This is a genomic window from Chelativorans sp. M5D2P16, assembly GCF_034427935.1.
Classification (GTDB): domain Bacteria; phylum Pseudomonadota; class Alphaproteobacteria; order Rhizobiales; family Rhizobiaceae; genus Chelativorans.
On record NZ_JAXQNM010000026.1, the window covers coordinates 14,936 to 29,134 of the forward strand.

7 protein-coding genes and 1 pseudogene are annotated in these 14,199 nt (G+C 64.0%); 5 read left to right on the forward strand and 3 right to left on the reverse strand.

Annotation, left to right across the window (positions count from 1 at the left end):
• Positions 1 to 27 precede the first annotated feature (27 nt).
• A complete protein-coding gene (locus SIN08_RS13870; RefSeq protein WP_322452191.1) occupies positions 28 to 885 on the forward strand; it encodes a uracil-DNA glycosylase in 858 nt (285 codons plus the stop codon).
• A gap of 16 nt (positions 886 to 901) precedes the next feature.
• On the opposite strand, the gene SIN08_RS13875 is transcribed toward SIN08_RS13870, so the two are convergent.
• Complete coding sequence (locus SIN08_RS13875; protein ID WP_322452192.1) at positions 902 to 1,297, reverse strand: hypothetical protein; 396 nt, start codon at positions 1,295 to 1,297, stop codon at positions 902 to 904.
• Between the two features lie 150 nt (positions 1,298 to 1,447).
• Here SIN08_RS13875 and SIN08_RS13880 point away from each other — a divergent pair, with 150 nt between their 5' ends.
• Positions 1,448 to 2,233 carry a helix-turn-helix transcriptional regulator gene (locus tag SIN08_RS13880; protein WP_322452193.1) on the forward strand — a complete coding sequence of 262 codons (786 nt, stop codon included), beginning with the start codon at positions 1,448 to 1,450 and terminating at the stop codon, positions 2,231 to 2,233.
• Between the two features lie 45 nt (positions 2,234 to 2,278).
• Here SIN08_RS13880 and SIN08_RS13885 read toward each other — a convergent pair whose 3' ends face one another.
• Positions 2,279 to 3,235 (reverse strand): DMT family transporter, encoded by a 957-nt coding sequence (locus SIN08_RS13885; RefSeq protein WP_322452194.1) that lies wholly within the window; start codon positions 3,233 to 3,235, stop codon positions 2,279 to 2,281.
• 69 nt (positions 3,236 to 3,304) lie between these two features.
• Complete coding sequence (locus SIN08_RS13890) at positions 3,305 to 5,617, reverse strand: xanthine dehydrogenase family protein molybdopterin-binding subunit (protein WP_322452195.1); 2,313 nt, start codon at positions 5,615 to 5,617, stop codon at positions 3,305 to 3,307.
• 143 nt (positions 5,618 to 5,760) lie between these two features.
• Between SIN08_RS13890 and pepN the strand changes: the two genes are divergently transcribed.
• From pepN to SIN08_RS23655, 3 genes and pseudogenes are all read left to right on the forward strand, one after another.
• Positions 5,761 to 8,406 carry an aminopeptidase N gene (pepN, locus tag SIN08_RS13895; protein ID WP_322452196.1) on the forward strand — a complete coding sequence of 882 codons (2,646 nt, stop codon included), beginning with the start codon at positions 5,761 to 5,763 and terminating at the stop codon, positions 8,404 to 8,406.
• A gap of 179 nt (positions 8,407 to 8,585) precedes the next feature.
• Positions 8,586 to 10,913: a PAS domain-containing sensor histidine kinase gene (locus SIN08_RS13900; RefSeq protein ID WP_322452197.1), complete on the forward strand. Its 2,328-nt coding sequence runs from the start codon at positions 8,586 to 8,588 to the stop codon at positions 10,911 to 10,913.
• A gap of 1,279 nt (positions 10,914 to 12,192) precedes the next feature.
• A pseudogene (locus tag SIN08_RS23655) lies at positions 12,193 to 14,133 on the forward strand (autotransporter outer membrane beta-barrel domain-containing protein); the annotation flags it as partial.
• Between the last annotated feature and the right edge of the window lie 66 nt (positions 14,134 to 14,199).

The window sequence follows — 14,199 nt, forward strand, 5'->3', positions numbered from 1 at the left end:
CCGGGCAGAGCGGAAGACATTGCAGCCATGATGCCCGACGAACCTCTCGATCCCGCGCGGTTGCGTGCGCTCCTGGCCTTCTATGCCGACGCCGGTGTCGATACCGCGCTCGAAGAGGAGCCGCAAAACCGGTTCGCCGAGGCGCCGCCTGCAAAACCGGAACCGTCATCCGCCACGGCGGAAGCACGAGCGCCTTCGCGTGAAAGCGCGCCCAGCCGGCCGCGGCCGACGGCCACGCCCGCCGCCGTCCCCGACGAGGCGCAGGCGGCACGGGCGCGCGAGCTTGCCCGCCAAGCCGGCTCGCTCGAGGAACTGAAAGCGATTCTCGCCGAATTCGACGGCTGCAATCTCAAATATACGGCCAAGAACCTCGTTTTCGCCGACGGCAATCCGGAAGCCGATCTCATGCTGGTGGGCGAGGCACCGGGGCGCGATGAAGACCTGCAGGGCCTGCCTTTCGTCGGCCGCTCGGGCAAGCTGCTCGACCGCATGCTGGCGGCGATCGGGCGCGACCGGACAAGCGCCTATATCTCGAACGTCATTCCCTGGCGACCGCCCGGCAACCGCGACCCTTCGCCTCTTGAGACGGAGATCTGCCGCCCCTTCATCGAGCGGCACATCGAACTGGCCCACCCGAAGGTGCTCGTAACGCTGGGCAATCCGTCGACCAAGCTGTTGCTGCAGACACAGACCGGCATCATGCGCATGCGCGGCAACTGGGCTGTCCACACGACCCCCGGGGGACTTGAGATCCCGACCCTGCCGACATTGCACCCGGCCTATCTGTTGCGCAATCCCGCGCACAAGAGGCTCGCCTGGCGCGATTTCCTGGCCATCAAGGCAAAGCTCAGGGAATTGAGCGGATCGCCCCGGCCGGAGGACTGACCGGGGCTTTTACGGTTCAAGCGCTGGCCGGGGCTGCGCGCAGGCCGGCGATTTGCAGGAGTGCGAACAGCGCCACCGCGAGTGCCTGCCCCATGATGAACAGCACGCCGAGCACATTCGGTGCGATAAGGCCTGTTGCCAGGATGGCGAAGCTCGCGGCGCCCCACAGCGCATTGGCGAGAACGACGTCGAGCACCAGAAGGCGTTGTGTCGTTTTCCGGCGCGCCAGCACGAAAAGCAATGCGACAAAGGGAACAAGCACCAGGCCGCACCAGAACAGAAGCGCGGCCGGCAGGTCCAACAACGGGCCCAGAAGACTTGCCCCGGCGACCATCAGGATCGAGGCCGCGCCGCTGACAACCGCGTCAGCCAAGAGCGCCTTGCGCAGAAAGGGAGAAATGGTGAGCGTCATTTTCGATCTCCTCGGTTTCCGCCGGCCGGCTCAATCGCCGCCGGGTGGGAGGAAAATGAAGCGCGCCTTATGGCTTGGCGATTACCCCGAAGGTAATCGTTCGTTTCAGCGTGCCGGACTATCACTCCGCTCATGCAAGACACGACCGCAATGAACAGAACCGGGGACAACGTGGGGGCGCTCCTGCGCGAATGGCGGCAGCGCCGCCGCTTGAGCCAGCTTGACCTCGCCCTGGACGCCGGCATCTCCCAGCGCCATTTGAGCTTCGTCGAGAGCGGCCGCGCCGCGCCTTCACGCAGCATGGTGCTCACGCTCGCCGAGACGCTTTCAGTTCCGCTCAGGGAGCGCAATCGCCTGCTGCTGGCGGCGGGCTATGCTCCCTCCTTCGGCGAACGCTCTCTCAGCGATCCCTCGCTTAAGCCCGCAATGGAAGTCGTGCAACGGATCCTCGACGGCCATGCGCCCAATCCGGCGCTGGCGATCGACCGGCACTGGACGATGCTGCTCGCCAACGGCGCGGTCGCCCCCTTGCTGGCGGAGGTCGAGGACAAGTCGCTGCTCGAGGCACCCGTCAACGTGCTGCGGCTGAGCCTCCATCCGAAGGGGCTGGCGCCCAACATCCTCAACCTTGCGGAATGGCGCGGTCATGTTCTGGAGCGCCTGCGCGGGCTCAACGAATTCGCGGCCGATCCCGTCATCGCCGAACTCGAAAAGGAGCTTTCCGCTTATCCCGGCGGAGGCGGCCACCGGCGGAAAACCGACAAGGCGAGCGGTATCGCGGTACCCTTCCGGTTTCGGCTGAGATCTGCCGCGCTTTCCTTCATCACCACGACGACCGTCTTCGGCGCACCGCTGGACGTCACGCTTTCGGAGCTCGCCATCGAAAGCTTCTTCCCGACCGACGAGGCGACGGCGCGGTTCTTGAGAGGCGAGTAGGGCACGTAGGACAGCATATGACGGGAACCCTGCTGCCCTTCCCTGCTAACCGCCGGGGTGGACGAAACGCCGGGCAGCGACGCGCTTGAGGCCGAGCTGGCGCTCGCGCCAGATGATGAAAAGGCCGGCGCCAACGACGATCAGCCCGCCGACCAGCGTGTAGAGCGTCGGGATGTCGCCGAACGCGAAATAACCGACAATGATGGCGAGGATCATGGAGGTGTATTCGAAAGGCGCGATGGTCGACAGTTCGGCATAGCGGTAACACTGGGTCATCAGGATCTGCGCCACGCCACCGCAAAGCCCGGCACCGGTGAGGGCGAGAAATTGCCAATACGTCAGCGGCGCCCAGCCGAAGGGAATGGTGAACAGCGACACCACGGTGGCCGTGACCGAGAACCACATGACGATCGTCGCCGTCTTTTCGGTCGTGACCAGCCGGCGCACCAGGAGCATGGCGACGGCGGACGCGGCCGCGCCGCCGAGGATCGCGATCACGCCGACGGCCTGGCCGGCCTCCAGGCCGGTGGAACCGGTCAGCAGGGTGAGCTTGGGCCAGGCGATGACGACAACGCCGACGAAGCCGACAAGCACCGCGCTCCAACGATAGATGCGCACCGCCTCGCCGATGAACAACGCGCTGAAGACGACGACCAGCAGGGGCTGGGCGTAGTTGAGCGTGATGGCGTCGGGAAGCGGCAGGCGCGTCAGCCCGAAGAAGCTGAGCGCCATCGCGGTGACGCCGACTAGGCCGCGCAGGACATGGCTGACCGGGCGCTCGGTGCGCATTGCGGTGGCGAGCTGATGCTGCCAGGCCAGCATCACCAGAATGGGGAAGATGGCGAAAAGGGAACGGAAGAAGACGATCTGCCCCGCAGGTAGCGTGCCGGCGGCCTTGATCAGCGAGGACATGACCACGAAAACGGTCACGGACATGATCTTCAGGGTGATGCCGACAAGGGGCCTTTGATCGCCGCCGATGTCGGTTGCCGCGACTGCCATGGTCCTACCGTTCCGGCCGGACGGCACACGCCGTCCGGCACTCTTCGCCGGAGCCTTCCGGTTGTTGACTCACCTTGCCCCTTGCGCCTCCGCAATGGCCTGCCACACGCGAGAAGGCGTGGCGGGCATTTCGATGTGCGAAATGCCGTAGGCGCGATGGAGCGCATCGACCACCGCGTTGAGGACCGCGGGGGTGGAGCCGACTGTGCCGGCCTCCCCCGCACCCTTCATGCCGAGACCGTTGGTGCTCGAAGGCACGTTGCGGGTCTCGAAATGGATCGGCGGAAGCAGGTCCGCGCGCGGCATGGAATAGTCCATGAAACTCGCCGTTATGAGCTGACCGTCCTCCGAGTAGACGGTCTCCTCCGTAAGGGCCTGGCCAGCCCCCTGGGCGATGCCGCCGTGGATCTGGCCGGCGAGAAGGATCGGGTTCGCCGTGGCGCCGAAATCGTCCACCACCGTGTAGGCGACGATCTGCGTCTTGCCGGTGCCCGGATCGATTTCCACCTCGCAGATGTGGGTGCCGTTGGGATAGGTCGCCTCCTCCTGGTGGAAGTCGCCCTCGCCCTTCAGATCGTCCGGGTTCTTCGCCGCCTTGGCGATGGATGCGAAATCCATCGCGCGATCCGTACCGACGATGCGGGCCGTGCCCTCGACCAGCTCGATATCGGCGGCGGCGGCTTCCAGCTCCTCGGCAGCGATCTTCTTGATCTTCTCGGCGAGGTTCTCGCCGGCGCGCGCAGCCGAGACCCCGCCGATGGGGATGGACCGGGAACCGCCGGTGCCGCCGCCGGAGGCCAACTCGTCCGTATCGCCCTGGTGAAGCTCGATCCTGTCTATGTCGATGTTCAGTTTCTCGGAGACAAACTGGGCATAGGCGGTAGCATGACCCTGACCGTTCGACTGCGTGCCGATGGCGAGCGTCACCGAGCCGTCGGCGTTCAGCGTAAGGTGGGCCGGCTCGGACCCGGGAAATGCGCAGGCCTCGATGTAGGTCGCCATGCCGATGCCGCGGATGCGGCCGCGCTTCTTTGCCTCTTCGAACCGCTCCTCGAATTCGGCCCAGCCGGCACGCTCCATGGCCAGCGTCATGTGGGCGTCCAGCTCGCAGCGGTCGTAGAGGCGCCCCGCCTGCGTGCGGTAAGGGAATTGCTCGGGCCTGATGAAGTTGCGCCGGCGGATTTCCTCGCGCGGCAGGCCGAGCTGCCGGGCGCATTCGTCCACCAGCTTCTCAATCAGAAAAGCGGCTTCCGGCCGCCCAGCGCCGCGATAGGCGTCGACCGGGCAGGTGTTGGTGTAGACACCCTTCACGGTAACGTCGAGCGCCTGGATGTCGTAGACGCCGGTCGACATCGATACACCGCCGGTCGGGATATAGGGGCCGAACTGGTGGATATAGGCGCCCATATTGGCCAACATCTCGATGCGCAGGCCGAGGAAGCGCCCATCGGCGTCGAGGGCCATTTCCGCCGTCGTGACATTGTCCCGGCCCTGGCTGTCGGTGAGGAAATGCTCGTTGCGGTCGCCCGCCCATTTGACCGGGCGGCCGAGGCGCTTTGCGGCTTCCAGAACCAGCGCGTGCTCGCGATAGACGAAGTTCTTCGTGCCGAAGCCACCGCCGACATCGGGCGTGAGCACGCGCAGCTTCTCGCGCGGGATGTTGAAGACCTGGTCCGCCAGGGTCGACTGCATGTGATGCACACCCTGGGAGCCGGTGGTCAGCACGAGACGGTCCTCCTCCGCCCGCCATTCGCCGATGGCGACGCGCGGCTCCATGTAGTTGGCGACGAGCCGGTTGTTGACGAACGAGATCTTCACCACCCGGTCGGCCTTCTGGAAGGCATCCTTCGCTTTTTCTTCGTCGCCGACCCGGTAGGCGAAAGCCTGGTTCGAGCCGAGCTCCGGCCAGACGAGCGGTGCATCCTCTGCCAGCGCAGCCGCCGTGTCGGCAACCGGTTCCTCGTCCTCGTAGTCGATCTCGATCAGTTCGGCGGCGTCCTGCGCCTGGGCGCGGGTGTCGGCGACGATGAAGGCAACGGCGTCGCCGACATACTGGACACGGTCGCGGCACAGAACGGGAATGTCGCGCGTCGGCGCCTTGCTGCCGTCGGGCTGTACCTGCATGGCGCCGGACCTGATGTCGCCGAGATGCGCGGTCTCGGCGGCGGTCAGGACAAGATGGACGCCCGGCGCCGCGCGGGCCTCCTCGATCGACGAAATCGTGAACTTCGCCTTCGCCACGGGCGCGCGCAGAACATAGGCGTGCAGCGTTCCCGCCGGGGTGATGTCGTCCGTGTAGCGACCCGCGCCGGTGATAAAGGCCTCGTCTTCCTTGCGCAGCACGGATGCGCCCATGCCGAATTTCGGTGTGAAAACCGTCATACCGAGCCCCTTGCGATGTTATGCGGGAGAATGGGAAACATATCGAGCGGTCAGTTTTGTCGACGGGCCGCATCGTGTAAAGAGCCACAGGTGAAATTGTTGGGCCAGAGGCGGGAAACGCGGTGGCCGGCAGGAGAGTGAGTATGCGTACCGATACCGGCCAGGTGTTCCTGCTCGAGGACTACCGTCCCACGGATTACGACATTCCTGAAGTCGCGCTCGTGTTCCGGCTCGACCCGGACGATACGCGCGTTGCGGCGAAACTGACCGTCGCGCGCAGGGAAAATGTCGCGGCGGACACCCCGCTGGTGCTCGACGGGGACGGGCTGATGCTGGAGCGGCTCCTGATCGACGGCGAGGCGGTCGATCCCTCCTGCTACGAGGCGACGGAGGACCGCCTGACGCTACGCCGCCCGCCGCCACAGGCACGGTTCGAACTCACCATCGTGACACGGATCGCGCCGGCCAAGAACCAGGCGCTGATGGGCCTTTACCTCTCGAACGGGATCTACTGCACCCAGTGCGAGGCGGAAGGCTTCCGCCGCATCACCTATTTTCACGACCGCCCGGACATCCTCAGCACGTACCGCGTGCGCGTCGAGGCCCGGCAGGCGGAAGCGCCGCTTTTGCTGTCCAACGGAAACCCCGTCGACAAGGGGGAACTGGAAGATGGCTGGCACTACGCCGTCTGGTACGACCCGTTCCCGAAACCGTCCTATCTTTTCGCACTGGTGGCAGGCAACTTGAGCGGCGTGCGCGAACGCTTCGTGACCGCCTCCGGCCGCCCGGTCGCCCTCGGCATCTATGTGGAGCACGGAAAGGAGGCGCGTGCGACCTATGCGATGGACGCGCTGAAGCGGTCCATGCGCTGGGACGAGGAGCGTTTCGGGCGCGAATACGACCTCGACGTGTTCAACATCGTCGCCGTCTCGGACTTCAACATGGGGGCGATGGAAAACAAGGGCCTCAACATCTTCAACGACAAATATGTGCTGGCAGATCCGGAGACGGCAACCGACTTGGACTACGCCAATATCGAGGCGATCATCGCGCACGAGTATTTCCACAATTGGACCGGAAACAGAATCACTTGCCGGGATTGGTTCCAGCTCTGCCTGAAGGAGGGGCTGACGGTCTTCCGCGATCACGAATTCTCCGCCGACCAGCGCTCGCGCGCCGTCAAGCGCATTGCCGAGGTGCGCACCCTGCGCGCGCACCAGTTTCCCGAGGACCAGGGTCCGCTAGCCCACCCGGTGCGGCCGCGGCGCTACCGGGAGATCAACAATTTCTACACGGCGACCGTCTACGAGAAGGGCTCCGAGGTGGTTCGCATGCTGCACACCGTTCTCGGCGACGAGACGTTCCGGGCCGCCATGGATCTTTATTTCGCGCGCCATGACGGCCAGGCAGTCACTATCGAGGACTTCCTGCGCTGCTTCGAGGACGCGTCGGACCAGGATCTGTCGCAATTCGCACTGTGGTACCATCAGGCGGGAACACCGAACGTCGCCGCCAGCAGCCACTATGACGCGAAGGCCAGGGAACTGACGCTCGAGCTCGAGCAATCCGTGCCGGCCACGCCGTCGGAAACGCGCAAGCGGCTGATGCACATCCCCCTCGCCTTCGGGCTCGTGGGAGCCGACGGACAGGACATGGACTTCCAAGATGCCGAGGGGGCACGGGTGAGAGACGGCGTCATCCATCTGCGCAAGCGGCGCCAGGTGGTCCGGTTCAAGGGCGTGGAGACCCGGCCCGCCGTCTCGCTGAACCGCGGCTTTTCCGCTCCCGTCACGCTGTCCTTCGAGATGTCCCGCCAGGACCGTCTCTTTCTCGCCCGCAACGACAGTGACCTCTTCTCGCGCTGGCAAGCGCTCAACACGCTCTTCACCGAAGCGCTGATCGACGCCACGGCCTCTGTCCGCGGCGGCAAGGAGCCGGATTTCGACCCGGTGCTGCTTGCCTGCCCGGGCGAGATCGCGGCGGAGGACGGGCTGAAGGAGGCCTATCGCGCCCTGGCGCTGACATTGCCCGCCGAAGCCGACATCGCTCGCGAGATCGGCAGGAACATCGATCCCGACGCCATCGCCGCGGCGCGCAATGCGCTGCGCGAGGCGATCGCGAAGACAGCGGCCAGAATCTTCGAAAAACTCTATGGAAATCTGACCGATAGCGGCTTTTTCAGTCCTGATGCGCAAAGTGCCGGCCGGCGAGCGCTGCGCAATGTTCTGCTGGAGTACCTCGCCGCCGGCGCCGCGGACCCGGCGTTGGCGACACGCCAGTTCAAGACCGCGCACAACATGACGGATCGCGCCGCCGCGCTGACCGTGCTCGCCCATCAGTTCTCCCGCACCGAAGCGGCCGAAGAGGCGCTTTCCACCTTCGAGGAGACCTATCGCGGCGAACCGCTGGTGCTCGACAAATGGTTCGCGGTGCAGGCGCTGATCCCCGGCCCCGATACGCTGGAGCGGGTGCGCCGGCTGACCGGCCATTCAGCCTTTTCGCTGACCAATCCCAACCGCGTGCGCTCGCTGGTCGGCACCTTCGCAAGCAGCAACCAGAGCGGGTTCCACCGTGCCGACGGGGCGGGTTACCGCCTCCTTGCCGACACGGTTCTCCAACTCGACAGGCACAATCCGCAGGTCGCCGCACGCCTGGCAGTCGCCTTCCGCTCCTGGCGTTCGCTCGAACAGGGGCGGCGCGAGGAAGCCCGCAAGACCCTGGCCCGCATCGCCGAGGAAAAGCGTCTCTCCCGCGACCTGCGTGACATCGTCGAGCGGACACTGGCATAGCGCCAGACGGCCGCATCTTCCCGACCAGGCGAAAGGCCGGGGCCCGGCGACGGGAAAGGCGCGCGTCAATTTTCGCCGTGCCTCTGGACAAGGCGAATCACCTCTGATTCTTTATGGATGATTCGCAAGGTTGGCGTAGGCGGATCGGTCAAGCGGAAAAGAGAAGCGAGGGAGCCTTCATGGCGAAGGCGGACGCGTGGGCACTGCCTGCGAGGGGTATATTCTCCAGATTCTGGAGCCGGAGAAGACGCAGCATGGGCGTGGCCGGCAATGCCAAGATCATCGCTGCACCGGCGTATGAGCGGCTGGTCGCCCTCGAACCCTATCTGCGCCGCGCCATTCCCGTCCTCATCATCATCTTTCTCGTGATCGTCGCCGCGACCCGCTTCCTTTCCATGATGGCGTGGCGCGACGACATCGAGCGCGATACGAAGCGGCTCCTTTCGGCGGCGGCGGACAATGTCGCTCAATCGGTCCTGCTCGCGCGCCAGGACGGCGAGATCGACGGCCGGCAGGTTCTTGCGCTGATCGAGAAAGCCGAGCGAGGCCTCGGAATCGGCGACGAGTGGCTTCTCGTCGTGACGGACGAAAGTTTCGTCGTCACCGCGGCCTCGCAGCAAATCCGTAGGATGGCGGGACAGCCGCTCGACGCTTTCATGACCGGCGGCCAGCCTCTCTTCATGTTCGGAGAGCGCGCGGGCGTACAGGACGTGCACATGGGCGGCGCCGACTGGCTTGCGGCGGCCTCCATCCTGCCCGCGGGGCAAGGCGCGATCGTGGCGCTGGCCCAGAAGGACGAGATCTTCGCCGGATGGCGGCGCTCGGTCTCGCTCAACGTCACGCTGTTCGTGCTGACGGCGTGCGTGCTGATGGCGATTCTCTACGCCTATTTCAGCCAGGCGGCCCGCGCACAGGCCGCCGACCGGATCTATCTGGAAGCCCATCAGCGCATCGATCTGGCCCTGGTGCGCGGCAAATGCGGGCTGTGGGACTGGGACATGGCACGGGGCAAGATGTATTGGTCCCGCTCCATGTATGAAATGCTCGGCTACGAGGCAACCGACGCGATGCTGTCCTTCGGCGAGGTGGCAAACATCATCCATCCGGACGATGCCGATCTCTTCACGCTCGCCAACCGCATCGTCTCGCACGAGACAGACCAGATCGACCAGGTCTTCCGCATGCGCCATGCCGACGGGCGGTGGATCTGGATGCGGGCGCGGGCGCAGGTCGTCGACCCGGACGCGCCGGAGATCCACCTGATCGGCATCGCCGTCGACGTGACCGAGCAGCGCACGCTGGCGCAGCAGACCGAGGCGGCCGACCAGCGCCTGCGCACGGCAATCGAGAACATTACCGAGTCCTTCGTGCTCTGGGACGCCTCGGAACGCTTGGTCATGTGCAACACGAAATACCAGCAGGACACGGGGCTTGACCCGAGCGACATAGTCCTCGGCGTGCACCGCAGCGACGTCGAGGCGCGGATGAACACGATCCGCTCGGAACGCCGCCTCTTGAGAGCTGCCAATCTCGGCGCCGGCGCCACGTTCGAACGGCAATTGGCGGACGGGCGATGGCTGCAGGTCACCGAACTGAAGACGCGCGACGGCGGCACGGTTTCGGTGGGCACGGACATCACCCAGCTCAAGCAGCACCAGGAAAAGCTGGTGGACAGCGAGCGGCGCCTGATGGCGACCATTCACGATCTGAGCGTGGCGCGCAGGGCCGAGCAGGAGCGCTCACGCGAGCTCGTCGAGCTCAACCGCAAATATATGCGTGAAACCGAGCGCGCGGAGGCGGCCAACCGCGCGAAGTCGGAGTTCCTGGCGAACATGTCGCATGAACTCAGAACGCCGCTCAACGCCATCATCGGTTTCTCCGAACTCATACAGCAGAAGCTGTTCGGCCCGCTCGGCTCCGAACGCTACGACGAATATATCGGCGATATCTACGCCAGCGGCACCTATCTCCTCGGCGTCATCAACGATATTCTCGACATGTCCAAGATCGAGGCCGGACAGTTCTCGGTGAGCCGGGAAAGCATCGATCTGGCACCGCTCATCCGCGAGACGGTGCGCGTGGTCTCGCTGCAGGCAGCCAAGAAGGACATCGAGGTGACCACCGAAATCCCCGATTCCATCTCGCTGGTGGCCGACCGCCGGGCGATCAAGCAGATCGTCATCAATCTGCTTTCCAATGCGGTGAAGTTCACCGGCCAGGGTGGCAAGGTCACGGTCAGGTCGCGCAAGATTTCCAATGCGCTGATGCTTTCGATCGAAGATTCAGGCTGCGGCATACCGAGGGCGGCGTTGAAAAAGCTCGGCCGTCCGTTCGAGCAGGTGCAGAACCAGTTTTCCAAGAGTCATACCGGCTCAGGGCTGGGGCTGGCTATCTCCCGTTCGCTGACCGAGCTGCATGGCGGCGCACTGCGGATCCGTTCGAGGGAAGGCGTGGGCACGATCGTGTACGTGCGGATCCCGACGGGAGAGAGAGCGAAGGCGGCCTGACGGCGGTGGGCTTCGAAGACCGATCCTGCCGTCTCGAAAAGCCTATCGATGCGTCCGATATCGGCGGCGCCTTTCCCCTAACTTCCGGCTCTCCTCGCCCAAAACAGCGTTCACTCTAACCCCTGGTCGCTGAAGCTTGCCAGATACCTCAAACTGAGATATTTTCATCTCGATATCCTTCGTTGTCATTCGTTATATTTATTCCGTAAACTCATATATTCCTTTCTTAATTTCAGTAGCGCATTTCATTATTTATAGGATTATCATGTACTTTCCTCGTGTCAGTTCTTTTCATTGTCGTCCACTTCACAGCGCTTCCACATCCCACCGCATCGTTCAGCGCCATTCCGCGCTGATGCTGGTCTCCGTCGCGGCTATCGGTACGCTGTTGCTGTCGCCAGTGCCGTCCGAAGCCGCTTGCGGCACCTCGGGAAGGACGACCACATGCGACAGCAACAATCCCAATCCGTGGACGCAGGCCGTCGGAACGGGCAACGGAGACGACGACAGGACGGTGGTCGTTGGTTCCGGGGCGACGATACACACGCGCGAAAACAATGCGATCTCGCTGGGAGACAACGCGAACATCACGCTGAAAAGCAACTCGTCCGTCATAACCACGTCTGACACCAACAGCCCGGGCCTCAACGGCGGAGGCGAAAACACGATCGATTTCCGCAACAACTCGACACTCAAGGTCGAACGCAATGCTACGGTGATCGCCGAAGGAGCCGGCTCCATCAACGAGGCAGTGAATTTTTTCGGATCGGGAAACACCATCATCAATGGCGGCCTGATTCACTCGGAAAGAACACGGGTGATCTGGAGCGATTACGACACCGCTCCTCAAAACAAAATCATCAACGAGGAAACGGGCACCATCAGCTCCGGGAGCGGTGGCTCCGTCATCGGCGGCCTGGGTTCATTTGACTTCACCAACAAGGGGCGCGTCATAGGCGACATCAGCTTCGGACCGAACGACGACAAGCTGCGCCTTCATCCCACGTCCAGAATTACCGGAGCGATCGATGGAGGTGCAGGACATGACCAGGTGTTCCTCGAAGGGAACCAGGATGCCAGCTCCGACAGCGCCTTCAACGGCTTCGAGGAACTCACGAAGAACGGCACCGGAACCTGGACACTCGGCGGCGCGCTCAACTCGCTCGAAAAGACAATGGTCAGAAGCGGGACGCTCGAGCTCACCGGTGACAATTCCGGTTCGAACGGTGAAATCTTCGTCGATGAGAACGCTTTCCTGGCGGCAGGGGCGAAAAGCCTCATGCAGCAGATCCACAACCAGGGGACCGTGCGCCTCACCCAGACGGACGACGGAACCTATGGAGGCGTCATCTCGGGTGCCGGAAAGCTGGTCAAGGAAGGAACGGGAACGACCACGCTGACGAACGTCAACACCTACTCCGGCGAGACGCACATCAAGGAGGGCCGGCTGTCACTTGCCGGCACAGGCAGTATCGAAGCCTCGGAGCTGGTCGAGGTCGACGGAACTTTCAACATCTCCGCCGTCGACGGCACCAGTTCCACGATCAAGCGGCTGACGGGAGGCAAGGCCGGAAGGGTGGCACTCGGGGACAACAATCTGGTCGTCTCCGATGCGCAGGACGATACGTTCCATGGGACGATCAGCGGCAGTGGCGGACTCGCCATCGCGAGCGGCAAGCAGACGCTGACTGGTACCAACACCTACTCGGGCGAGACGAAAATCGGCTCGAGCGCCACGCTTCAAATCGGCGACGGCGGTACCAGCGGCAGCATCAAAGGCGATGTGGCCAACGACGGAGTCCTCGCTTTGAACCGCTCCGATAACCAGACCTTCGCAGGAAGGATCCACGGGAGCGGTGATCTGCGCCATCTCGGCTCCGGCAGGACCACGCTGACCGGCCGCAACAGCTATTCCGGGCAAACCTCGGTCGAAAGCGGCACGCTGGCCGCCGGGGCGGCCAATACGCTGAGTGCGGCGTCCGACCACCAGGTCTCGAAGGGTGCGGCGCTCGAACTGGCCGATCACGACCAGTCGATCAAATCGCTCGCCAATGCCGGGCTGGTCGATTTCGGCGACGCGGCCGGCACAACTTTGGATCTGCGTGAGGACTATGTCGGCCAGGAGGGAACGCTGCGGCTGAGCGCCGTCCTTTCCGACGACGATTCGCGAACCGACCGGCTTCGTGTAAACGGCGACACGTCCGGAAGGTCGTACATTTCCGTCGACAACGCCGGCGGCGAAGGCGCGCTCACCAAAGACGGAATCAAGGTCGTCGACGTCGACGGTTCGTCCGATGGCGAATTCGAGCTTCTCGGCAACTACCGCGTGGGGGACCGGTCGTTGATCGGCATGGGCGCCTTCAGCTACGGCCTCTACAAGGACGGGATCTCCACCCCGAAGGATGGCGACTGGTATCTGCGCTCCACCTATCAGCCCGGCGCCGGACTCTATCAGGCCCTTCCCCAACTCCTGCAGGCCATGAACGGATTGCCGAGCCTGAGGCAGCGGGTCGGCAACCGCTACTGGTCGGCGGCAGGGAATATCATGATCGAGCAGGGAGACGGCCCGGGCATCGCCGAGGCGCCGCCCAGCCCTGACCTCTCCGACCCCGCCTCAACGCTTGTCGACGGCCAGGCAGTGTGGGGGAGAATTGAAGGCCTGACCGGTACGTTTCGGCCCGACCGGTCGACCAGCCGGGCCAAATATGAGCAGTCGCTTTGGAAGGCGCAGGTGGGGCTCGACGGCCAGCTCTATGACACCATGGGCGGTGTGCTGATCGGCTCCGTTACGGGACATTATGCAAAGGGGACGGCGGACGTATCTTCGCCCACCGGCGATGGCAAGATCGACACAACCGGATTCGGTTTCGGCGGCGCGCTCACCTGGTACGGACAGCAGGGCTTCTATCTGGACAGTCAGGCCCAGGTGACATGGTACGATTCCGACCTCGAGTCCGCGGTGCTCGGCCAAACCATGGCATCCGGCGTCGAGGGCTTCGGCTATGCGCTGGGTATCGAGGCGGGACAGCGCTTCGAATTCGACGCGCACTGGGCATTGACGCCGCAGGCGCAACTCACCTACTCCAGCGTCGACTTCGACGATTTCGTCGACATCGCGCCCTTCCGGGCGAATGTCTCGCTGCTCGATGCCGACAGCCTGCTCGGCCGCGCGGGGCTGCAGGTCGACTATCAGAACAGTTGGCAAGCCGCCAACGGCACCACCAGCCGCCTGAGCTTCTACGGTTCCGGCAATCTTTTACTACGAGTTCCTCAATGGCACGGAAGT